General features: G+C 73.8%; 15 protein-coding genes and 1 pseudogene. 11 read left to right on the plus strand and 5 right to left on the minus strand.

The features are described 5' to 3' along the window. Positions 1 to 40 precede the first annotated feature (40 nt). Positions 41 to 772: pseudogene (locus ACZ6QQ_RS03115) on the plus strand (DUF2470 domain-containing protein); the annotation flags it as partial. Between the two features lie 291 nt (positions 773 to 1,063). Here the strand turns inward: ACZ6QQ_RS03115 and ACZ6QQ_RS03120 are convergent. From ACZ6QQ_RS03120 to ACZ6QQ_RS03130, 3 genes are all read right to left on the minus strand, one after another. Continuing rightward, positions 1,064 to 1,690, minus strand: a complete 627-nt coding sequence (locus ACZ6QQ_RS03120) for a TetR/AcrR family transcriptional regulator (protein ID WP_465873885.1) — start codon at positions 1,688 to 1,690, stop codon at positions 1,064 to 1,066. A gap of 91 nt (positions 1,691 to 1,781) precedes the next feature. After that, complete coding sequence (locus tag ACZ6QQ_RS03125; protein ID WP_465873887.1) at positions 1,782 to 2,537, minus strand: ABC transporter permease; 756 nt, start codon at positions 2,535 to 2,537, stop codon at positions 1,782 to 1,784. Next, positions 2,534 to 3,286 carry an ABC transporter ATP-binding protein gene (locus tag ACZ6QQ_RS03130; RefSeq protein WP_465873889.1) on the minus strand — a complete coding sequence of 251 codons (753 nt, stop codon included), beginning with the start codon at positions 3,284 to 3,286 and terminating at the stop codon, positions 2,534 to 2,536. Before ACZ6QQ_RS03130 ends, ACZ6QQ_RS03125 begins: the two co-directional genes overlap by 4 nt. Positions 3,287 to 3,447: 161 nt before the next feature. Between ACZ6QQ_RS03130 and ACZ6QQ_RS03135 the strand changes: the two genes are divergently transcribed. The 4 genes from ACZ6QQ_RS03135 (at position 3,448) to ACZ6QQ_RS03150 (ending at position 6,521) form a co-directional block, all read left to right on the plus strand. Next, entirely contained in the window at positions 3,448 to 3,834 is a 387-nt protein-coding gene (locus ACZ6QQ_RS03135) for a MerR family transcriptional regulator (RefSeq protein ID WP_465873890.1), read from the plus strand. A 70-nt stretch (positions 3,835 to 3,904) separates the two neighbouring features. Beyond that, positions 3,905 to 4,363 carry a phosphoribosyl-AMP cyclohydrolase gene (gene hisI / locus ACZ6QQ_RS03140; RefSeq protein ID WP_465873891.1) on the plus strand — a complete coding sequence of 153 codons (459 nt, stop codon included), beginning with the start codon at positions 3,905 to 3,907 and terminating at the stop codon, positions 4,361 to 4,363. Next, positions 4,360 to 5,919 carry an anthranilate synthase component I gene (locus ACZ6QQ_RS03145; RefSeq protein WP_465873893.1) on the plus strand — a complete coding sequence of 520 codons (1,560 nt, stop codon included), beginning with the start codon at positions 4,360 to 4,362 and terminating at the stop codon, positions 5,917 to 5,919. The genes hisI and ACZ6QQ_RS03145 overlap by 4 nt, the downstream gene beginning before the upstream one ends. Further along, the gene (locus ACZ6QQ_RS03150) at positions 5,916 to 6,521 is read left to right on the plus strand and encodes a Trp biosynthesis-associated membrane protein (RefSeq protein ID WP_465873894.1); all 606 of its coding nucleotides are present in this window, start codon (positions 5,916 to 5,918) and stop codon (positions 6,519 to 6,521) included. Before ACZ6QQ_RS03145 ends, ACZ6QQ_RS03150 begins: the two co-directional genes overlap by 4 nt. On the opposite strand, the gene ACZ6QQ_RS03155 is transcribed toward ACZ6QQ_RS03150, so the two are convergent. Next, positions 6,514 to 6,798, minus strand: a complete 285-nt coding sequence (locus ACZ6QQ_RS03155) for a hypothetical protein (protein WP_465873895.1) — start codon at positions 6,796 to 6,798, stop codon at positions 6,514 to 6,516. The two genes, ACZ6QQ_RS03150 and ACZ6QQ_RS03155, sit on opposite strands and share 8 nt — an antisense overlap. Before the next feature lie 409 nt (positions 6,799 to 7,207). Here ACZ6QQ_RS03155 and trpC point away from each other — a divergent pair, with 409 nt between their 5' ends. The 4 genes from trpC (at position 7,208) to ACZ6QQ_RS03175 (ending at position 14,385) form a co-directional block, all read left to right on the plus strand. Further along, positions 7,208 to 8,011, plus strand: coding sequence for an indole-3-glycerol phosphate synthase TrpC (gene trpC / locus ACZ6QQ_RS03160; RefSeq protein WP_465874505.1), 804 nt, complete (start codon positions 7,208 to 7,210; stop codon positions 8,009 to 8,011). 293 nt (positions 8,012 to 8,304) lie between these two features. Beyond that, the gene (gene lgt, locus ACZ6QQ_RS03165; protein ID WP_465873897.1) at positions 8,305 to 9,573 is read left to right on the plus strand and encodes a prolipoprotein diacylglyceryl transferase; all 1,269 of its coding nucleotides are present in this window, start codon (positions 8,305 to 8,307) and stop codon (positions 9,571 to 9,573) included. 18 nt (positions 9,574 to 9,591) lie between these two features. Then, entirely contained in the window at positions 9,592 to 10,791 is a 1,200-nt protein-coding gene (locus ACZ6QQ_RS03170; protein WP_465873899.1) for an FAD-dependent oxidoreductase, read from the plus strand. Between the two features lie 273 nt (positions 10,792 to 11,064). Beyond that, positions 11,065 to 14,385: an AfsR/SARP family transcriptional regulator gene (locus tag ACZ6QQ_RS03175; RefSeq protein ID WP_465873901.1), complete on the plus strand. Its 3,321-nt coding sequence runs from the start codon at positions 11,065 to 11,067 to the stop codon at positions 14,383 to 14,385. 174 nt (positions 14,386 to 14,559) lie between these two features. Here the strand turns inward: ACZ6QQ_RS03175 and ACZ6QQ_RS03180 are convergent, their stop codons facing one another. Continuing rightward, positions 14,560 to 15,405 carry a GNAT family N-acetyltransferase gene (locus ACZ6QQ_RS03180; RefSeq protein ID WP_465873903.1) on the minus strand — a complete coding sequence of 282 codons (846 nt, stop codon included), beginning with the start codon at positions 15,403 to 15,405 and terminating at the stop codon, positions 14,560 to 14,562. A 202-nt stretch (positions 15,406 to 15,607) separates the two neighbouring features. Between ACZ6QQ_RS03180 and gltB the strand changes: the two genes are divergently transcribed. Continuing rightward, complete coding sequence (gltB, locus tag ACZ6QQ_RS03185) at positions 15,608 to 20,299, plus strand: glutamate synthase large subunit (protein ID WP_465874506.1); 4,692 nt, start codon at positions 15,608 to 15,610, stop codon at positions 20,297 to 20,299. Next, positions 20,292 to 21,773, plus strand: a complete 1,482-nt coding sequence (locus ACZ6QQ_RS03190) for a glutamate synthase subunit beta (RefSeq protein WP_465873904.1) — start codon at positions 20,292 to 20,294, stop codon at positions 21,771 to 21,773. Before gltB ends, ACZ6QQ_RS03190 begins: the two co-directional genes overlap by 8 nt. The last annotated feature ends 58 nt before the right edge of the window (positions 21,774 to 21,831 follow it).

Raw genomic sequence — 21,831 nt, forward strand, 5'->3', positions numbered from 1 at the left:
TAACTTAGCCCACCCTAATTCACTCGCCGGAGGTACGGTCATGCAGCCCAGTCCCGCCGAGGTCGCCCGCACAATGGCCGCCGGCCGGCTCGCCGGCACCGCGTACGTCGCCAACCATCCGGGGCCGCACCACACCCGGCACGTCACCGACCCGCTCGGCCGGATCCTGCTGCTGGTCCCGGTCGTCGACGACCTGGCCCTCGCCCTGCGCCCGGTGCCCGGCACCGACGACACCGCGCTGGTGCTCGACATTCGCGACCTGCCGCCCGCTGCTGGTGCGCCGCCGCTGGGCCGGGTCTGGATCTCGGGCTGGGCCGCAGTGCTCGACGGCGCGCAGGCCCGGCAGGCGGCCCTGGACTACGCCGACGTCGACCCCACCGGTGACCTGCTCGACGTCGGCACCCGGTTCGTCCTCTACCGGTTCGAGCCGGCCGAGATCAGGCTGGAGCGGGACACCGAGACGATCCACGTCGACCCGGGCGAGTACAGCGACGCGGAACCGGATCCGCTGCACCACCTGGAACGGGAACTGCTGGCCGACCTCGCCGACCACCACCAGTCGGAGATCACCGACTTCGTCCTGCGGCAGCTCGGCGAGCCCGCCGCCCGGCACGGGTCCGGGCCGCCGCCGCGAGTGGTCCGGCTGGACCGGTACGGCTTCGTGGTGCTGCTCGGCGAGCCCGGTTCCCGCTACCGCGCCCGGCTCGCCTTCCCCCGCCCGGTACGCGACCACGCCGACCTGGTCCACCTTCTGCACCCGGTCCTCTGGCCGGCCCGACACCCACGCCCCGGCCTGACCGAGTGCACCCCGACCGAATACACCCCGGCCGACCTCGACCGCGCCGACGCCACCAAGGCTGAACTCGGCCGTGGCGAACTCGGTGGCGAGCTCGGCCGTGGCGAACTCAGCCGGGGTGAGCTCGGCCGTGGCGAACTCGGCCGGGGCGAGCTCAGCCGGGGTGAGCCGACGGCGCCGTAGCGGCCGTAGTGGCCGTTGCGGTGGTGGCCGGGCCGTTCCGCCCGGTCCGGCCGTGAGCGCGGATCGCGGGTGCGAACGCCCCGGTCAGCTCGCGGGTCCGGCCGTGGGCTCGAACACCCCGGCCAGCTCACCGGTCAGGTAATGCTGCACGGTCGGCGCGATCGCCGCCACCGCGACCTCGGCCGGTGCGTCGGCCAGCGGGTCGATCCGCAGCACGTAGCGGGCCACGGCCAGCCCGACCAGCTGGGAGGCGACCAGGGAGGTGCGCAGCGGTGCCTCGGTCGGCGGCAGGTCCAGCCCGGCGAGCACCCGCCGCAGTACCTGGGTGACCACGAAGTCGCGCATCAACCGGGCCGTCCACTCGTTGCTGATCACCGAGCGGAGCAGGGCCACACCGGCGGCGCCGGCGGGCGAGTCCCAGATCCGCAGGAACGTCGAGACCAGCCGCTCGCCGATTCCGTCCGCCCCGCCGGCCACGATCTGCGGCAGCAGCTCTGCCGGGTTGAACGGCACCTTCATCACGGCCAGGAAGAGGTCGTTCTTGGTGCCGAAGTAGTGGTGGACCAGCGCCGGGTCCACCCCGGCGCCGGCCGCTATCGTCCGGATCGACGCGCCGTCGAAGCCGCGCTCGGCGAACGTGTCCCGGGCCGCGCCGAGGATCGCCTCGCGGGTGTCGGGGTTGCCCGGCCGCCGTCCGGTTCGTCGTGCCATCGCCGTCCTTCGTCGTTCCCGCCACGGTCCACTGTGGCGCCCGCCCACCGTGACCTTCGCCGTCCGCCCCGGTGCTCAGCCGTCCCGGTGCTCAGCCGGTCCGGCGCCGCAGGGTGGCGGCGGCGAGGACCAGGGCCACCAGCACCGCGCCGACGACCACCGCCAGGTCGCGCCACATCGTGCCGGTCGCCTCGGTGTGGGCGCCGACCTGTTGCAGCGCCTCGACCGCGTACGACAGCGGCAGGGCGTCGCTGATCGCCTGTAGCCAGCCGGACATCTGCTCGCGGGCCACGAACAGGCCGCAGAGCAGGAGCTGGGGCAGCACCACGACCGGCATGAACTGTACGGCCTGGAACTCGGTCTGCGCGAAGGCGCTGCAGAGCAGCCCGAGGGCGACCCCCAGCACCGCGTTCACCACCGCGATCAGGATGACCAGACCGGGCGCACCCGCGGTGTCCAGATCCAACAGCCAGTACGCCGCCCCGGCGGCGACGCTCGCCTGCACCGCCGCCGCCAGGCCGAACGCGATGCCGTAGCCGAAGAGCAGGTCGAGTTTGCCCAGCGGGGTGGTGAGCAGCCGTTCCAGCGTGCCGGAGGTGCGTTCGCGCAGCATCGCGATGCTGGTCACCAGGAACATGATCACGAACGGGAAGACGCCGAGCATGACCAGTGCGATCCGGTCGAAGGTGCTCGGCCGACCCGGCACGCTCGGCTGCTCGGCGTACATGAAGTAGAGCAGGGTGAGCAGCACCGTCGGTACGACGACCAGCAGCGCGACCGTACGCCGGTCGTGTCGCAGCTGACGCAGGATCCGGCCGGTGGTGGCGGTCAGCAGTCTCGGGTTCATCGGGTCACCGTCTCTCGTGGGGCAGCCGGGGAGCGGTCCGCCTCGGTACGCCTGATCAGCCGGAGGAACGCCTCCTCCAGGTCGTCGGTGCCGGCGCTGGCCCGTACGGCGTCGGGGGTGTCGTCGGCGATCAGCCGGCCCTCGCGGATCAGCAGCAGCCGGTCGCAGCGGGCCGCCTCGTCCATCACGTGGCTGGAGACGACCAGGGTGGTGCCGTCGGCGGCCATGGCGTGGAACCGGTCCCACAGCTCGGCCCGCAGCACCGGGTCCTGACCGACCGTGGGCTCGTCGAGGATGACCAGGTCGGGTCGGCCGACGATGGCGCAGGCCAGCGACGCCCGGCTGCGCTGGCCGCCGGAGAGCGAGCCGACCAGTTGGGTCGCGGCGCTGGCGAGGCCGACGTCGGCGACCGCCCGGTCGGCGTCGGCGGCGGAGCACCCTTGCAGGGCGGCGAAGTAGCGGGCGTTCTCCCGGACGGTCAGGTCGGTGTAGACGCTGGGCGCCTGGGTCACGTAGCCGACCCGGCGGCGCAGCGCGGCGGTGCCGGCCGGCTCGCCGAGCACGGTGACCGTGCCGGAGGTGACGAGCTGCACGCCGACCACGGCCCGCAGCAGGGTGGTCTTGCCGCTGCCGCTCGGGCCGAGCAGCCCGGTGACGCTGCCCTTCGGCAGGGCGCAGGTCAGCCCGTGCAGCACCCGCCGTCTGCCGCGCTCGACGACGAGGTCGTGGACCTCGATCGCGGGTTCCATGGTGCCTCCTCGGATAAATTCAACGCTTGGTGAACTCAACGCTAGTTGAAATCTTGCCGCCCGACAATCGCCACCGCGTCCGGTTCCCGACGCCGGGCCACAGCAGCCGCTGTCGGGCCAGCCCTTGACTTCGAGCGCACTCGAACTGGCAATCTGGATCGATGGACACCCGCCTGGACGAGACGACACTCACCGTCAGCGAGGCCGCCGACCGGGTCGGTCTGACCGCGTACACGCTGCGCTGGTACGAGCAGGAGGGGCTGGTCTCGCCGGTCGGGCGGGACACCGCCGGACGGCGGCGCTACACCGTCACCGACGTCGAGTGGCTGATGCTGCTCACCCGGTTGCGCCGCACCGGCATGCCCGTACGCGACATGCGCCGCTACGCCGACCTGGCCCGGCAGGGCGACCAGACGCTCGGCGCCCGACGCGAACTGTTCGAGGCCCACCGGGACCGGGTGCTGGCCCGGATGGCGGAGCTGGAGCAGGACCTCGCCGTACTCAACTTCAAGATCGAGGTGTACGGCCAACTCGAACGGGCCCGCTGAGTCCCGTCCCACACCGCGCCGGGGCGGTACGGGTGGACGACCTCCGCCCCCGGTGCGGAACAATCGGTTGGTGCCCGTACCCGACCTGCCGGTGGCCGCTCCACCGGCCACCCCGCCCGTCACCCCGACCGCCCCGTCCCCCGGCCCGAGCGGCCCCGCCTCCGGGCTCGACCCGGCGATCGCCGTACGCCTGCGCCGTGGCGCCGACGGCCTGGTCGCGGCCGTGGTCCGCCAGCACGACTCGGGCGAGGTACTGATGGTCGCCTGGATGGACGACGAGGCGCTGCACCGGACCCTCACCACCGGCCGGGCCACCTACTGGTCGCGCAGCCGCCGCGAGTACTGGGTCAAGGGCGCCACCTCCGGCCACCACCAGTACGTCCGCTCGGTCGCGCTGGACTGCGACGGCGACGCCCTGCTGGTCAGCGTCGACCAGGTCGGCCCCGCCTGCCACACCGGCAACCGGACCTGCTTCGCCGACGACCTCCCGGTCACCGGCCGAATCGACACCCAGGGGGAGCGGGCATGAGCCAGACCAGCGGCGAGGTCAGCCCGGACGAGGCGACCTTCCGGGAACTGGCCGCCGGTCGACGGGTGGTGCCGGTGACCCGGCGTCTGCTCGCCGACGGGGAGACCCCGGTCGGGGTCTACCGGAAGCTGGCCGGCGGACCGGGGACCTTCCTGCTGGAGTCCGCCGAGCAGGGCGCCGGACCGGGCGGGGTGGCCTGGTCGCGGTACTCGTTCATCGGCGTACGCAGCAGCGCCACCCTGGTCGAGCGGGACGGCGAGGCGCACTGGCTGGGCCAGCCGCCGGCGGGCGTACCGACCTCCGGTGACCCGGTGGCGGCGCTGCGGGAGACCGTCGCCGCCCTGGCCGGCCCCGGCGGCGACCCGGTGGCCGGGCTACCGCCGCTGACCGGGGGCATGGTCGGCTACCTCGGCTACGACTTCGTCCGCCGGCTGGAGCGGCTGCCGTCGCTGACCCGCGACGACCTCGGCCTGCCCGAGCTGGGCATGATGCTCGCCACCGACCTGGTGGTGCTGGACCACTTCGACGGCTCGGCGATCCTGGTCGCCAACGCGGTGCTGCCGGCACCGGACGAGCCGGACCGGGCCGGGCGGGTGCTGGCCGCGTACCACCAGGCGGTCGGTCGGCTCGACGCGATGACCACCGCGCTCTCCCGACCGATCCCGCCGATGATCTCGACCCTGGGCAGCCCGCCGGCCGGCGAGGTGCTCTGCAACACGCCGGACGGGGGGTACCCGAAGGCGGTGGAGGTGGCCAAGGAGGCGATCCGGGCCGGCGAGTGCTTCCAGATCGTGCTCAGCCAGCGGTTCGAACGCGACACCGAGGCCGATCCGCTCGACGTGTACCGGGTGCTGCGGACCACCAACCCGAGCCCGTACATGTACCTGCTGCGCTTCGACGGGTTCGACATCGTCGGCTCGTCGCCCGAGGCGCACCTGAAGGTGACCGCCGCCGAGGGCGGGGCCCGCCGGGCGATGCTGCACCCGATCGCCGGGACCCGGCCGCGCGGCGGCACACCGGAGGAGGACAACCGGCTCGGCGCCGAGCTGCTCGCCGACCCGAAGGAGCGCGCCGAGCACGTGATGCTGGTCGACCTGGGCCGCAACGACCTCGGCCGGGTCTGCCGGCCGGGCACCGTGGAGGTGCCCGAGTTCGCCACCATCGAGCGGTACAGCCACGTCATGCACATCGTCTCGACCGTGGTCGGCACGCTGCGGGCCGACCGGACGGCGTTCGACGCGCTCGCCGCGACCTTCCCCGCCGGCACCCTCTCCGGCGCACCGAAGGTACGCGCCATGGAGATCATCGAGGAGCTGGAACCGACCCGGCGCGGGCTCTACGGCGGCACCGTCGGCTACTTCGGCTTCGGCGGCGACATGGACATGGCGATCGCCATCCGGACCGCCCTGATCCGCGACGGTCGGGCCTACGTGCAGGCCGGGGCGGGGATCGTCGCCGACTCCGACCCGGCGTCCGAGGATCGGGAGACCCGGAACAAGGCGGCCGCCGTACTGGCCGCCATCGCGGCCGCCGAGACCCTGCGGCCGGCCCGGTGAGCGAGCAGCCCGAGCCGACCCGGCCGGCACATCCGGGGCGTCGGCAGCTGACGTACGCGGTGCTGCTCTGTCTGGCCGGGGCGGGCCTGGCGCTCTACGCGGCGACCCGGACCTGGTCGGTCGAGATCACCACCCGGCCGGAGCCGCTGTCGGCACTGCGCGAGCCGCACACCGGCGGAGCGCTGCTGCCCTGGCTGCCGGCGCTGGCCCTGGTCGGCCTGGCCTCGGCCGGCGCACTGCTGGCCACCAGGGGGCTCGGCCGACGCCTGGTCGGCGGGCTGCTGGTGCTGGTCGGGCTCGGGATCGCCGCCGGTGGCGGGTACGGGCTGACCGCCCCGGACTCCGGCGAGAAGAACCTGCTCTGGCCGGTGCTCTGCGCACTGGGCGCGGTGCTGGTCGCCGCGGCCGCGGTGCTGACCGCCGGCCGGGGGCACACCTGGCCGGCGATGGGCGCCCGCTACGAGCGGGTACGGCCCGGCGCCCCGGCCACCGCCCCCGGCACGTCCGGCACCGCCGCGACCGGTGGTGTCCGGGTCGACGCCGGCCGGACCGTCGCCGCCTGGGACGCGCTCGACCGGGGCGAGGATCCGACGGTCAGCTGACCACCGACGCGCCCCGGCTGCCGCTCGCGGTCGACTCGGTCGGGGCGGTCCGGGGTGCGGTGAGCGCGGCCACCATGGCGCGGATCTCGGCCTGCTGGTGTGCCCGGTCCCGGTCGGCGCAGATCGCCGCCCAGGCGTTGCCCCGGGCGGTACGCACCCGCGCGTCGCCGACCACGGCCCGCTCCACCGAGTGCACCACGCCGATCGCGACGGACGCGACCACCCTCGGGATGCTGGTCAGGTCGATGGTCGAGCCCGGCTCGGTGCTGTTGCTCATGATCCACCCCGCACGATGATCGATTCGACGAGTACGCGGCCACCCCGCGACCAGTCTGCCCGACCCCGATCGTGCCGAGGCGGTGTTTCGAACCGGTGACCCACGGGTCAACTGTGGCCGACGGGAGCGCTGCCGGCGACGCTTCGGCGGGCTGCGCCGGGCGCCCCGGCGTGGTTCGATTACCCGATGACCGTCGATGGTGCCGGTGGCAGTGGGTGATAGCCCGCTTACCAGAGGTCGGCCATTATGCCCGAGCCCACCTGGTGAGGTGCGCCATACCCCCCGGCTCCGGTCCTACCCCGGCGCCCCCTAGCATCGGCCCATGACGCCCGGAGAGGGGAGTCCGTTGGTGACTGCTGAGCATCCGCACGCGGAGGGGGACGGCGCCGATTCGGCCGCGCCCGTAAGTGTGCTCGACGAGATCCTGGCCGGAGTACGCGAGGACGTCGAACGCCGACAGGCGGAGATCCCGCTTGAGCGGATTCGGGAGCTGGCCGCCGCCATGCCCCCACCCCGCGACGCGTACGCGGCCCTGCGCCGCCCCGGCGTCGGGGTGATCGCCGAGGTCAAGCGTTCCTCGCCGTCCAAGGGCCAACTCGCGGAGATCGCCGATCCCGCCGAGCTGGCCGGCGAGTACGCCGGCGGCGGAGCCCGCTGCATCAGCGTGCTCACCGAGGGGCGCTGGTTCGGCGGATCGCTGGCCGACCTCGCCGCGGTCCGGGCGGCGGTGGACATCCCGGTGCTGCGCAAGGACTTCGTCGTCTCCAGCTACCAGGTGCACGAGGCCCGCGCGCACGGCGCCGACCTGGTGCTGCTGATCGTCGCCGCGCTGGAGCAGAACGCCCTGGTCGGGCTGCTGGAGCGGATCGAGTCGCTCGGCATGACCGCGCTGGTCGAGGTGCACGACGAGGACGAGGCCGACCGGGCGCTGGACGCCGGTGCCCAGGTGATCGGCGTCAACGCCCGCAACCTGCGCACGCTCGAGGTCGACCGGTCGGTCTTCGAGCGGATCGCCCCCGGCCTGCCGAACAGCGTCGTCAAGATCGCCGAGTCGGGCGTACGGGGACCGCACGACCTGATCCGCTACGCCTCGGCCGGTGCCGACGCGGTGCTGGTCGGCGAGGGTCTGGTCACCCAGAAGAGCCCACGCGAGGCAGTGGCCGAACTGGTCAACGCCGGCAACCACCCGGCCACGCCCCGGCCGGTCCGCTGACCCGAACGGGCGCCGGCCCACGCGCCGGCACGTACCGAACGTGTCCTGAACGTTTGACGAACCGGTCATCGCCGGTCGCGTACCACCCGGCTGCGGCGGGCCCGTGCGATCTCGTACGGGCCCGCCGTTTGCCGTACCCATCCCCGGTCGTTGCGCCGATCACCGACCGGGGCGCCGAGGTGAGCGGGTTCACGGACAAACGCGCACGACTGTGCACGGCCGGGTACACCCGTGCAGAAGGCAACCGGCCCGGGGTGCCGCGACGACCCGGTACGGCGGTACCGTGTGCAATCGTGACCCTAGCCTCAGTGTCCCCGCTGGCCGCCCTGCCCAGTCCGAGCACCGCAGTCTGGCAGCTCGGACCGATCCCGATCAGGGCGTACGCGCTCTGCATCGTGCTGGGCATCGTCGTCGCCGCGGTGGTGACCGAGTACCGGCTGCGCCAGCGCGGCGTCGCCCCGTGGGCGATCCTGGACGTCGCGGTCTGGGCGGTGCCGTTCGGCATCGTCGGGGCGCGGATCTACCACGTGATCACCTCGCCGCAGGCGTACTTCGGTGCCGACGGTGACCCGATCCGGGCCCTCTACATCTGGGAGGGCGGCCTCGGCATCTGGGGTGCGGTCGCCGGTGGCGCGGTCGGCGCCTGGCTGGCCGCCCGGCAGCTCGGCATCCCGCTGACCGTGGTCGCCGACGCGCTCGCCCCCGGCCTGCCGCTGGCCCAGGCGGTCGGCCGGCTCGGCAACTGGTTCAACAACGAACTCTTCGGCGGCCGGACCACGCTCCCGTGGGGCCTGGAGATCCACCGGATGGACTCGGGCAACCCCGGGCACGCGTTGCTCGACGAGAACGGCAACCCGATCCTCGAACCCGGCCTCTACCACCCGACCTTCGCCTACGAGGCGCTCTGGAACATCGGCGTCGCCCTGTTCGTCTACCTGGTCGACCGCAAGCTCAAGCTCGGCCGGGGCCGGGCCTTCGCCCTCTACGTGATGGGTTACACCGTCGGCCGGTTCTGGATCGAGATGATGCGTACCGACCAGGCCAACGAGATCCTCGGCGTACGGCTCAACGTCTGGACCGCCGTGGTCGTCTTCCTCGGCGCGCTGATCTACTTCCTCCGGGTCCGGGGGCCGCAGGAGTTCCTGGTCCCGATCTACGCCGGCTCCACCACCACCGCGGTCGGCGACGACGACGAGTCCGGTGACGCCGACGGCGCGACCGGGTCGACCAGCGACATCTCCCAGGTCGACCTCTCCCGGCGGACGGTGGCGAAGGACCCGAACGCGCTGCCCGAGGCGTACCGGGTGGTCACCGAGGAGCAGTTCCGGACCTACCAGCGCACCGGCGAGCTGCCGGAGGAGGAGATCGGCGCGACCGGGGGACCGGACCGGCTGCTGGACGACCTCGGCGACGACGAGCCGGACGACGTCGACGCGATCGGCGCGGACGAGGCGACCGACGACAACCCGCACGACGATGACGACGACCGGGCGGCCGGTGGTAGCGGGCAGGCCCGGGCGGGCGCCGCGCCGCCGGGGACCGCGGACCGCGACAACAGCTGAGCGGGAGGGACCGCAGCCATGCGTACGGCCGTGGTGGTGGGCGCCGGGATCGGCGGCCTGGCCGTCGCCGGTGCCCTGGCCCGTTCCGGCTGGCAGGTCACACTCCTCGAACGGGGTGACCGGCTGCGGGCCGAGCGCACCGCACTGGTGCTCTGGCCCAACGGCGTACGGGCGCTGCGCGCGCTCGGCCTCGGTGACGGGCTGGACGCGATCGCCACCGCCCTGCCCGACGTCGGGGTACGCCGTCCGGACGGGCACTGGCTGGTCCAGCCCCGGCCGATGGTCGACGAGCGGGCCCCGGTGGTGGTGCACCGCGAGGACCTGCACGACGCCCTGATCGCCGGCCTCGGCGACCGGGTCGACATCCGTACCGGGGTGCGGGTGCGGACCGTACGCAACGCGGCCGGCGAGCGGCCGGCGGTCGGTGACGGGCGGACCGAGTTCGAGGCCGACCTGGTGGTGGCCGCCGACGGCGTGGACAGCGCGGTCCGGCACCGGCTCGCCCCGGAGGCGACCGTGGTCAGTTCCGGCTCGGCCGCCTGGCGGGCGGTGATCCCCTGGTACCGGGCGCCGAAGCTGCCCGCCGACCGTCCGGTCAACGGCGAGACGCTCGGCGCCGGTTACCGGTTCGTCGCCATCTCCCTCGGTGACCGGGGTTCGTCCGGCGGTTCCACCCGGGGCGGCATCTACTGGGTGGCGACCGCCGCCGGGGCGTCCCGCCCGGAGTCGCCCGAGACCCAGCTCGCCCTGCTCCGCCGCTGGTACGCCAACTGGCCGGCGCCGATCGGCGACCTGCTCGCCGCGACCGAGCCGGACGACCTGGTCCAGCAGGAGGTACGCGAGCTGCGCCCGCTGCCGAAGGAGTTCGCGTACCCGGTCGGGCCGGGCGGGATCGTGCTGCTCGGTGACGCCGCGCACGCGATGCCGCACCACCTCGGCCAGGGCGCCTGCCTGGCGTTCGAGGACGCCGCGACGCTGCGCTGGGCGGTTCGGGACGCGGTGCCCGGTGAGCCGCTGCGGACCGCCGTCGAGTCGTACAGCCGGGTACGTCGCCCGCGCGCGGTCACCGTCGTACGGCAGACCCGGCGGATGTCGGCGGTGTTGCAGAGCCGGGGCCGGCTGGCCCTGCGCGCCCGCGACGCGGCCCTGGGCACGATCACCCCCCGCCTGATGGGCAGCGCCGCCACCGCGGCCGCCGCCTGGCGCCCACCCGCCTAGCCCGCCTAGCCCGCGCGGTTCACCGGTCGTGCGGGTATCCCGGCTTCCGGGACGGGGCAACCTCGGGGCCGGCATCGTGTGGCACCCTCGGTGCCGGCGGGCCCGCCCCGGAGGATCGGGGCTGGCACGGTGGCTGGTGTCGCGCCGGCCGAGCGGTGTGCGGAAACGCCCGGTTCGTTGTCCGATCGGGCCGGACGGGGGGATTACCTCCGGGGCGGCCGACGGCGCAGACTACCCGGGACTGAAAGCGAGGGCTTCCAGGTGCGGGGTAGTGTGCCCGTTCGACAGACCGCCGTGGGGCCGGGACATCGGGCCCGACGCGCGGTGCGGTTGCTCGGGCCGGTCGAGCTGATCGGGCCCGACGGCCCGGTGCCGCTCACCGACGAGGTACGCCGGATGCTGGGCCTGCTCGCCCTCCGGGTCGGCCAGCCGGTCGCCGCGGCCGACCTGCGCGGCGTACTCCCGTCCGAGGTGACCCCGGCGACCCGTTCGCTCGACGGTGCGGCCGCCGAACTCGCGTCCGCGCTCGACCGGGCCGGGCTGCCGAACTCCGTCGTCGCCCACCCGATCGGCTATCTGCTGCGGCTGCCGGCCCGCCGGGTCGACGTACAGCGGTTCACCCGGCTGCTGACCCGGGCCCGGCGGCGGATGGCGGCCGAGCAGTGGGCGACGGCGTTGCCGCTGTTCGACGCCGCGCTGCGGCTGTGGCGGGTGCCGTTGCACAGCGAACCGCTCGGCGGCGGCGCGGCCCGCCCGTCCGGCTGGGTCGCCGGTGAGGTGGGGCGCCTGGTGCAGAGTCGGATCGCCGCGATCGAGGAACGGTGGGAGTGTGCGCTGCGGCTCGCCCTCGCCGCCCAGGCGGCGGCCGGGCAACCCGCCGTGGACCGGGCCTCGGTGATCGACGGGCTCGCCGCCGCCCGGACTGCGGTCGCGGCGGTCGGCGAGCTGGAGGCGGCCCTGGCCCGGCACCCGCTGCGGGTGCGGCTGTGGGAGTTGCTGCTGGTCGCGGCGGCCGTCGGCACCGGCCGGCGATCCGCGGCCCGGGTGGAGCAGCGGGCGCGGGAGACGTTCCGGGAGCAGTTGGGCGTCGAGCCGGGGGAGCGGCTGCGCGCCCTCGCCGCCGCCGCCCAACGCGGCGACCTGGCCCAGCGGTGGCCCCCGGCACGCGGCTCCGATCCGGTCTCCCGGCTGGTCGACCGGACCAAGTCCCAGGCACCGCTGCCGGTGCCGATGACCCCGTTGCTCGGCCGGGACGCCCTGCTCGCCGTGGTCAACCAACGGCTGGCCACGCAGCGCCTGGTGACGTTGACCGGTCCCGGTGGCGCCGGCAAGACCCGGCTCGCGGTGGCGGCGGCGAGCCGGTTCGGCGCCGCCTGGTTCGTCGACCTCACCGCCGTGGAGAGCCCGGTACGGGTACCGGAGGCGGTCGCCGCCGCGCTCGGCGTACGGGCGGAGCCGGGGCGGGACGTGGCCGACACCCTGGCCGAGGAGGTCGGCTGGACCCCGGCGCTGCTGGTGCTGGACAACTGCGAGCACCTGGTCGCCGGGGTGGCGGAACTGGTCGACCGACTGCTGCACCGCTGTCCGGGGCTGCTGGTGCTGGCCACCAGCCGGGTCCCGCTGCGGTTGCACACGGAGGCGGTGGTGGCGGTGCCGCCGCTGGCCCTGCCGCCCGAGCCGACCGGCAACACCATCGCGTCCCTGGCCACCCATCCGGCCACCCGGCTCTTCCTGGACCGGTCCCGGTCCCGGTCCGGCCGACCGGTGCCGGAGGCGAGCGCCGACGCGGTGGCCCAGCTCTGCGCCGAACTCGACGGGTTGCCGTTGGCGATCGAACTCGCCGCGGCGCACACCTCCGTACTCGGCGTCGGTGAGATCGTCGCCCGGCTCCGTACCGACCTGCGCCTGCTGGCCAGCCCGGACCCGACCGCGCCGGAGCGGCACCGGACGCTGGCCGCCGCCGTCGAGACCAGTGTGGAACGCCTCGATCCGGGCGCGCGGGCCCTGTTCGAGCGGCTCGCGGTCTGTCCGGGCGGGTTCGACGCCGAGACCGCCCGCGCGATCGCCGGCCCACAGGCGCCCGACGCACTCGCGGCGCTGGTCGAGTCGTCGCTGGTGGTGGCGGCACCACTGGCCGCGCCACCGCTGCCGGCCACGCTGCCGTCGGCCGTCGCACCGCCGACACCCCCGCCGACCGTCCACCTGCCACCGTTGCGCTGGTCCGGGTCGGCGCGGCCCGATCCGGAACCCGCCGGCGGGCCGGCGACCGCTTCGGCACTCCTGCTGCCGACCCCACCGAGCCTGCCGGATCCGCCGGCCGACGAGCCGCCGCTTCCGGCGCGTTACCGGATGCTCGCGCCGATCCGCCGGCACGCGATGACCCGGCTCGGTGCGGGGGCGGGTGAGGCGCCCGCCCGTACGGCGTTGGCCGCGCACTGCCTGGCCCTGGCCGAGTACGCCGACGCCCACCTGCGCGGCCCCGAGCAGGAGTGGTGGTTGCGCCGGCTGCGGTCCGAGGCGGCGAACATGCGGGCGGCGATGAGTTGGCTCTCCGAGGCCGGTGCCGGTGCCCCGCCGTACGCCGAACTGCGCCTCGCCGCCGCGTTGGCCCGGTACTGCCGGTTGGACGGGCACTACCGTGACGGTCATCGTTGGCTGGCCGAGGCGCTGGTCCGGCACCCGGACGCGCCCGTGCCGATGCGCGCCGGTGCCGGGGCGGCGGCGGCGATGCTTGCCATGCTGAGCTGCGACTATCCGGCCGCGACGGAGCACGCCGAGGCGGCCCTGGGCGGCTACCGGCAGGTGGGTAACCGGGCCGGGGTGGCCCGGGTCCTGCTGACGCTCGGCTCGATCGCCCGTGAGCAGGCCCGCTACGTCGACTCCACTGTGTACCTCGCCACCGCCGCCGCGACCTTCGCCGAGTACGGCGACGAGTGGGGCGAGGCGCAGACGGCGCAGTTGCGCGGCTTCACCGCCTGGCTCTCCGGTGACCTGGACCGGGCGGATTCCCGCCTCTGGGTCAGCCGCCGCTGGTACGAGCAGCTCGGCGAGCCACGGGCGGAGGCGGAGGCGCTGATGAACCTCGGTGCGGTGGCGCTGTACCGGGGTGACACCGACCGGGCGGCGTCCCTGCTCGACGTGGCGTTGCGGCGGTACTCCGTACTCGGGTTCCCGGAGGGGGTGGGCTGGGCGCACAACCTGCGCGGGCTGGTGGAACTGCGCGGTCGGCGTACGGATCGGGCGGCGGCACACCTGCTCACCAGCCTCGCCGCGCACCGCCAGGTCGGTGACCGGTGGCGTACGGCGAGCGTGCTGGAGGCGTTGGCCGAGGTGGCCCGGCTCGACGGCGCTCCCGGTCGGGGGGCCAGGCTGCTCGGCGCGGCGGCCCGGATCCGGGACGAGATCGGTGCCCCGGTGCCCGCCTGCGAGCGCCCGGACACCGAGGCGACGGCACGGGCGATCCGGTCCCAGCTCGGCGACACCGGCTTCGCCGCCGCCCACGACTACGGCCAAGATGCCCCCCTGGACACCCTCCTCACCGCCGACCCCACCCGCCACGACCGCTCCCCGGCCCACCCCGCCCCACTGCGTTGACCCGCCCCACCCCGCCCCGTTGACCCGCCCCACCCTGCCCCGTTGACCCGCCCCACCCCGTTGATCATGAAGTTGGCGCAGATTTTCGCGGCGGAAGGCGCGCCAACTTCATGATCAACGGCAAAGCGGATGGGCGGGCGGGGCGGATGGGCGGCGGGCGGGGTGGGTGGGGGGCTAGGGGGTGACGGGGGTGGGTTCGGCGATGCAGGCGGTGCCGAGGCGGCGGAAGCCGGCGCGGAGGTAGACGCGGGCGATGTCGTCGCTGCCGGCGGAGAGGAAGATCAGCTCGGTTCCGGCGTCCAGCAGGTGGCGGGCCAGTGCCGCGGTGACCGCCGCCGCCAGCCCGCGTCGCCGGGCGGTGGGCAGGGTGGCGATGCCGGCGATCTCGGCCACGTCGCCGACCCGCATCGCCATGCCGGCCGAGACCGCGCCCTCGTCGGCCGTCTCGGCCAGGGCGAAGACCCTACTGCCGGCCTCGACCTGGGCTCGTTCCTCGTCGACCCGGCGGGGTGCCAGCGAGACCAGGGCGGCATCGCGGGCGATCGGGCCGGCGTCACCGGGGGCGGTGCCGGGCACACCGAAGCCGATCGCGGCGACCGCCCGCTGGGTCGCGACATCGCGCCCGAAGTCGGGCGAGGCCGGGTCGGCGAACCGCACCGGTACGTCACCCAGGCTGCCCGCCGGTGGCAGGGCGGCCGGGTCCAGCACCATCAGCGGCGCCTCCAGGACGGCCAGTCCGGCCGAGCGGGCCACCGGCAGTAGGCTGGGATGGTTCTCGTGCACCCATTCGAGTGCTTCCGGTACGCCGAGGGCCCGCTGTCGTTCGCGGACGGCCGTGACATCGGCGGCGTTCGGTGGCTCTGTCGCACCGGGCCGGGGGCGGGCGTAGAACGGCCAACCAGCACCGTCCCGGACGAAGAGCACCAAGCCGCCATACTCTTCCACGTGAGCTACATCACGTGGCACTCCGTCATAAAAGCGTTCTAAGCGCTCGAATACCTCACGATGCACCAGGCTCACCGCGCGAGACTACACGTCCCACTCCGTGGAAGTGTGATCAATCCGTACTGGTGGTGCGTGGTGGGACCTAACGTAGACTCAAGAGACTCGCAGGGCCGACGTCGTCCCGACCCATGATTGAACATGAGTGACGACAGGAGACCCGGTGGTTTTTCCGTACCCTCAGGGACCTCGCCTCTCCTCGCCGCCCGCCTCGCCGACGCTGCCGGCCCCGGGTATCGCGACGCTGGCCGGAACCCCGCAGGCGCAAGGGCTGTACGACCCCGCGTACGAGCGTGACGCCTGCGGGGTGGCCTTCATCGCCGACCTCAACGGACGCCGCTCGCACGACGTGGTGGCCAAGGGGCTCGGCGCACTCTGCCGGCTCGACCACCGGGGCGCCCGCGGCGCCGAGCAGAACACCGGCGACGGCGCCGGCATCATGCTCCAGGTACCCGACGCCTTCCTCCGCGAGGTGGTCGACTTCCCGCTGCCACCGGCCGGGCAGTACGCCACCGGGCTGGTCTTCCTGCCCCGCGAACCGGACGCCGAACAGCGCGCCCGCGCGGTGCTGGAGAAGTACGCCCTGGTCGAGGGGGCGGAGGTGCTCGGCTGGCGGGACCTGCCCGTCGACCCGACCGACCTCGGCGAGACCGCGCTGGCCGCCCGTCCGCTGATCCGGCAGGTGTTCCTCGCCGCGCGCCGCCTCACCGGTTCACCTGCCGGTCCGGCCGGCACCGCGCTGACCGGGATCGACCTGGACCGGGTCGCGTTCTGCGTACGCAAGCAGACCGAGCGGGAGACCGCCGAGCGCGGGGTGCCGGCGTACTTTCCGTCGCTGTCGGCGCGCACCATGGTCTACAAGGGCATGCTCACCCCGGACCAGTTGCCGGCGTTCTTCCCCGACCTGACCGACGAGCGGGTGAGCAGCGCCATCGCCCTGGTGCACTCCCGCTTCTCGACCAACACCTTCCCGTCGTGGCCGCTGGCGCACCCGTACCGGTTCATCGCCCACAACGGAGAGATCAACACCATCCGGGGCAACAAGAACTGGATGAACGCGCGCGAGGCACTGCTGGCCAGCCCCCAGGTGCCCGGCAACCTCAAGCGGCTGTTCCCGGTCTGCACCCCGGCCGCCTCCGACTCGGCCAACTTCGACGAGGTGCTCGAACTGCTGCACCTGGCCGGGCGGACCCTGCCGCACGCGGTGCTGATGATGATCCCCGAAGCCTGGGAGAACGACCCGGAGATGGCCCCCGCCGAGCGGGCCTTCTACCGCTTCCACGCCAGCCTGATGGAACCCTGGGACGGGCCCGCGTCGGTCGCGTTCACCGACGGCACCATCGTCGGCGCGGTGCTCGACCGCAACGGGCTGCGCCCCGGCCGCTGGTGGCAGACCAGCGACGGCCTGGTGGTGCTGGGCAGCGAGGCGGGCGTACTCGACCTCGACCCGGCGACCGTGGTGGCCAAGGGGCGCCTCCAGCCGGGCCGGATGTTCCTGGTCGACACCGCCGCCGGGCGGATCGTGCACGACGACGAGATCAAGGCCGGGCTCGCCGCCGAGCAGCCGTACGCCGAGTGGCTGCACGCCGGGCTGATCGACCTCGCCGACCTGCCGGCCCGCGAGCACACCGTCTACACCCACGACTCGGTGCAGCGCCGCCAGCAGACCTTCGGTTACACCGAGGAGGAGCTGAAGATCCTGCTCGGGCCGATGGCCCGGACCGGCGCCGAACCGCTCGGCTCGATGGGCACCGACACCCCGATCTCGCCGCTGTCGACCCGACCCCGGCTGCTCTACGACTACTTCCACCAGCTCTTCGCCCAGGTCACCAACCCGCCGCTGGACGCGATCCGGGAGGAACTGGTCACCAGCCTCCAGTCGACCATCGGCCCGGAGGGCAACCTGCTCGACCCGGGACCGGCGAGCTGCCGGCAGATCGTGCTGCCGTACCCGGTGCTGGACAACGACGAGCTGGCCAAGCTGCTGGACGTGGACGAGGACGGCGACCTGCCCGGCTTCAAGGCGGTCCGGGTCTCCGGGCTGTACCGGCTGCGCGACGGCGCGGCGGGCATCCGGGCCCGGCTGACCGAGATCTGCCGGCACGTGTCGGAGGCGATCGAGGACGGCGTACGGATCCTGGTCCTCTCCGACCGCGACTCCACCGCCGACCTGGCCCCGATCCCGTCGCTGCTGCTCACCGCCGCCGTGCACCAGCACCTGGTACGCGAGCAGACCCGGACCCGGGCCGCGCTGATCGTCGAGTCCGGCGACTGCCGCGAGGTGCACCACGCCGCGGTGCTGATCGGCTACGGTGCCGCCGCGGTGAACCCGTACCTGGCGTTCGAGTCGGTCGAGGACCTGATCGCCACCGGCGCGCTGACCGGGATCGAGCCGCGTACGGCGGTCCGCAACTACGTCAAGGCGCTCGGCAAGGGCGTCCTGAAGATCATGTCGAAGATGGGCATCTCCACCGTCTCGTCGTACTGCGGGGCGCAGGTGTTCGAGGCGGTCGGTCTCGACTCCCGGCTGCTCCAGCGGTACTTCGCCGGCACCCCCGGCAAGATCGGCGGAATCGGCCTGACCGGCATCCACGAGGAGATCGCCGCCCGACACGCGGTCGCGTACCCGCCGAGCGGGGTGCCGGGCGCGCACCGCCGGCTGGAGGTCGGCGGCGAGTACCAGTGGCGCCGCGAGGGTGAACTGCACCTGTTCAACCCGGAGACGGTCTTCCTGCTCCAGCACGCCACCCGCTCCCGCCAATATGAGGTCTTCCGCGACTACACCGCCAAGGTCGACGCCCTGGCCGCCCAGGCCGGCTCGCTGCGCGGGCTGTTCACCCTGCGTACGGGCGTCCGGCCGGCGGTGCCGCTGGACGAGGTCGAACCGGCCAGCGAGATCGTCAAGAGGTTCGCCACCGGCGCCATGTCGTACGGCTCCATCTCGGCCGAGGCGCACGAGACCCTCGCGGTCGCGATGAACAACCTCGGCGGAAAGTCCAACACCGGTGAGGGCGGCGAGGACGTCGAGCGCCTCTACGACCCGCGCCGCCGCTCCTCGGTCAAGCAGATCGCCAGCGGTCGTTTCGGTGTCACCAGCGAATACCTGGTCAACGCCGACGACCTCCAGATCAAGATGGCGCAGGGGGCGAAGCCCGGCGAGGGCGGCCAGCTGCCCGGCAACAAGGTCTGGCCGTGGATCGCCCGGACCCGGCACGCCACTCCCGGCGTCGGCCTGATCTCCCCGCCGCCGCACCACGACATCTACTCCATCGAGGACCTGGCCCAACTCGTCCACGACCTGAAGAACGTGAATCCGGCGGCCCGGGTGCACGTCAAGCTGGTCAGCGAGATCGGCGTCGGTACGGTCGCCGCCGGGGTCGCCAAGCTCAAGGCCGACGTCATCCTGATCTCCGGCCACGACGGCGGCACCGGCGCCTCCCCGCTGAACTCGCTCAAGCACGCCGGCACCCCGTGGGAGCTCGGACTGGCCGAGGCGCAGCAGACGCTGCTGCTCAACCGGCTCCGCGACCGGGTCACCGTGCAGGTCGACGGGCAGCTCAAGACCGGCCGGGACGTGCTCGTCGCGGCGCTGCTCGGGGCCGAGGAGTTCGGCTTCGCCACCGCCCCGCTGATCGTCGCCGGCTGCGTCATGATGCGTGTCTGCCACCTCGACACCTGCCCGGTCGGCATCGCCACCCAGAACCCGGTGCTGCGCGAGCGTTACACCGGCAAGCCGGAGTTCGTGGAGAACTTCTTCCTCTTCCTCGCCGAGGAGGTTCGCGGCTACCTGGCCGAGCTGGGCTTCCGGACCCTGGAGGAGGCGATCGGCCAGACCGAGCTGCTCGACCTCGCCCCGGCGCTGGACCACTGGAAGGCACGCGGGCTCGACCTGCGGCCCGTACTCCATGTGCCGGACCTGCCGGCCGGCGCCGCGCGGCGCGGCATCCGGGCCCAGGACCACGGCCTGGCCGCCGCCCTGGACAACGAGTTGCTGGCCCTGGCCGCCCCGGCGCTGGCCGACGGCACCCCGGTCCGGGCCTCGGTCCGGGTCCGCAACGAACACCGCAGCGTCGGCGCCATGCTCGGCGGTCAGGTGACCCGCCGGTTCGGCGGCGCCGGCCTGCCGGCCGACACCATCGAGTTCGCCCTCACCGGCACCGCCGGGCAGTCCTTCGGCGCGTTCCTGCCGGCCGGGGTGACGCTGCGGCTGCACGGCGACGCCAACGACTACGTCGGCAAGGGCCTCTCCGGCGGCCGGCTGGTCGTCCGCCCGGACGCCGCCGCGCCGTTCGCCGCCCGCCTCGCCGACCGCCCCGACGGTACGCCCGGCGCCGAGGACCAGATCATCGCCGGCAACACCATCCTGTACGGGGCCACCGCCGGTGAACTCTTCCTTCGGGGGCGGGTCGGCGAGCGGTTCGCGGTCCGCAACTCCGGCGCGGTGACGGTGGTGGAGGGCGTCGGCGACCACGGTTGCGAGTACATGACCGGTGGCACGGTGGTGGTGCTCGGCCCGACCGGGCGCAACTTCGCCGCCGGCATGTCCGGTGGTGCCGCCTTCGTCTGGCAGCTCGACCGGCGTCGGGTCAACCCCGAACTGGTCGACCTGGCCCCGCTCACCGACGACGAGCGGGTCACCCTGCACGACCTGGTCCAGCGGCACTTCGCCGAGACCGACTCGGCGGTCGCCGAGCGGCTGCTCAAGCGCTGGCCGGAGGCGGTCGAGGAGTTCACCGCCGTGGTACCCCGCGACTACAAGCGGGTCATGCAGATCATGCGGGCCGCCGAAGCCGCCGGCCAGAACGTCGACGAGGCGGTGATGACCGCGCTCGCCGCCCCGGTGGCGCCGTCCGTGCCGTCCCCCGCCGCCGCGCCGGCTCCGCGCGCGTCCCAGGAGGTGGCTCGTGCCTGACCCGAACGGTTTCCTGCGCTACGGGCGGCGCGTACCGGACCGCCGTCCGGTGCCGGTACGGATCAGCGACTGGCGGGAGGTCTACCCGGCCGCCACCGACGAACTCGTCCGCGAGCAGGCCACCCGGTGCATGGACTGCGGCATCCCGTTCTGCCACGACGGCTGCCCGCTGGGCAACCGCATCCCGGACTGGAACGACCTGGTCCGGACCGGCAACTGGGCGCACGCGATCGAGTCACTGCACGCCACGAACAACTTCCCGGAGTTCACCGGGCGGCTCTGCCCGGCACCGTGCGAGGCGGCCTGCGTACTCGGCATCTCCGGGGGACAGCCGGTCACCATCAAGCAGGTCGAGGTCGAGATCATCAACCGGGCGGTGGACCTGGACCTGGTCCGGCCGCAGGTGGTGGCGAAGCCCTCCGGCAAACGGATCGCCGTGGTCGGCTCCGGGCCGGCCGGACTCGCCGCCGCGCAGCAGCTCGCCCGCGCCGGCCACTCCGTCACCGTGTACGAGCGCGACGACCGGATCGGCGGCCTGCTCCGCTACGGCATCCCCGACTTCAAGCTGGAGAAGGAACACATCGACCGGCGGCTGGAACAGCTCACCGCCGAGGGCGTCAGCTTCGTCACCGGTGTCAACGTCGGCGTCGACATCACCGCCGAGCAGCTGCGCGCCGAGTACGACGCCGTCCTGCTCGCCTGCGGTGCGCTCCAGGGCCGGGACACCCCGGCCACCCCCGGTCGGGCCCTGCGCGGGGTGCACCAGGCGATGGAGCACCTGGTGGCGGCGAACCGGGTGGTGAACGGTCTGGACGCGAGCACCCCGATCGACGCCGCCGGCAAGCACGTGGTGATCATCGGTGGTGGTGACACCGGGGCGGACTGCCTCGGGGTGGCGCACCGGCAGGGCGCGGCCGGCGTACACCAGCTCGACCTGTACCCGGAGCCGCCGGGCAGCCGGGACGAGTCCCGCGACCCGTGGCCGACCTGGCCGTGGATCCTGCGCGACTACCCGGCGCACGAGGAGGGCGGCGAGCGGGTCTTCGCCGTCGCGGTGCAGGAGTTCGTCGACGACGGCACCGGCCAGGTACGCGCGGTCCGGGTCGCCGAGGTGAGCGTGACCAAGCAGGACGGGCAGCGGATCCTGACCGTCAAGCCGGGTTCGGAGCGGGAGCTCCCGGCCGACCTGGTGCTGCTGGCGATCGGCTTCGAGGGGACCGAGGAGCAGCCGCTGCTCGACCAGCTCGGGGTGGCCCGCAACCGGCGCGGCGCGATCGACGCCACCGCCGACTGGCAGACCGCCGCCGACGGGGTCTTCGTCGCCGGTGACATGCACCGGGGCGCCTCCCTGATCGTCTGGGCGATCGCCGAGGGCCGCGCTGCCGCCGCCGCGATCCACACCTACCTCGCCGCCCCCGGCACCCTCCCCGCCCCCGTAACCCCCTCCGCCCACCCCCTGACCACCACCCGCTGACCCGCACCCCCGCGCGCTTCGCGCGCGCACTCTCACTGGTTCGAGATCTTGGAAGCGG

Source organism: Micromonospora sp. NPDC049529, assembly GCF_055586685.1.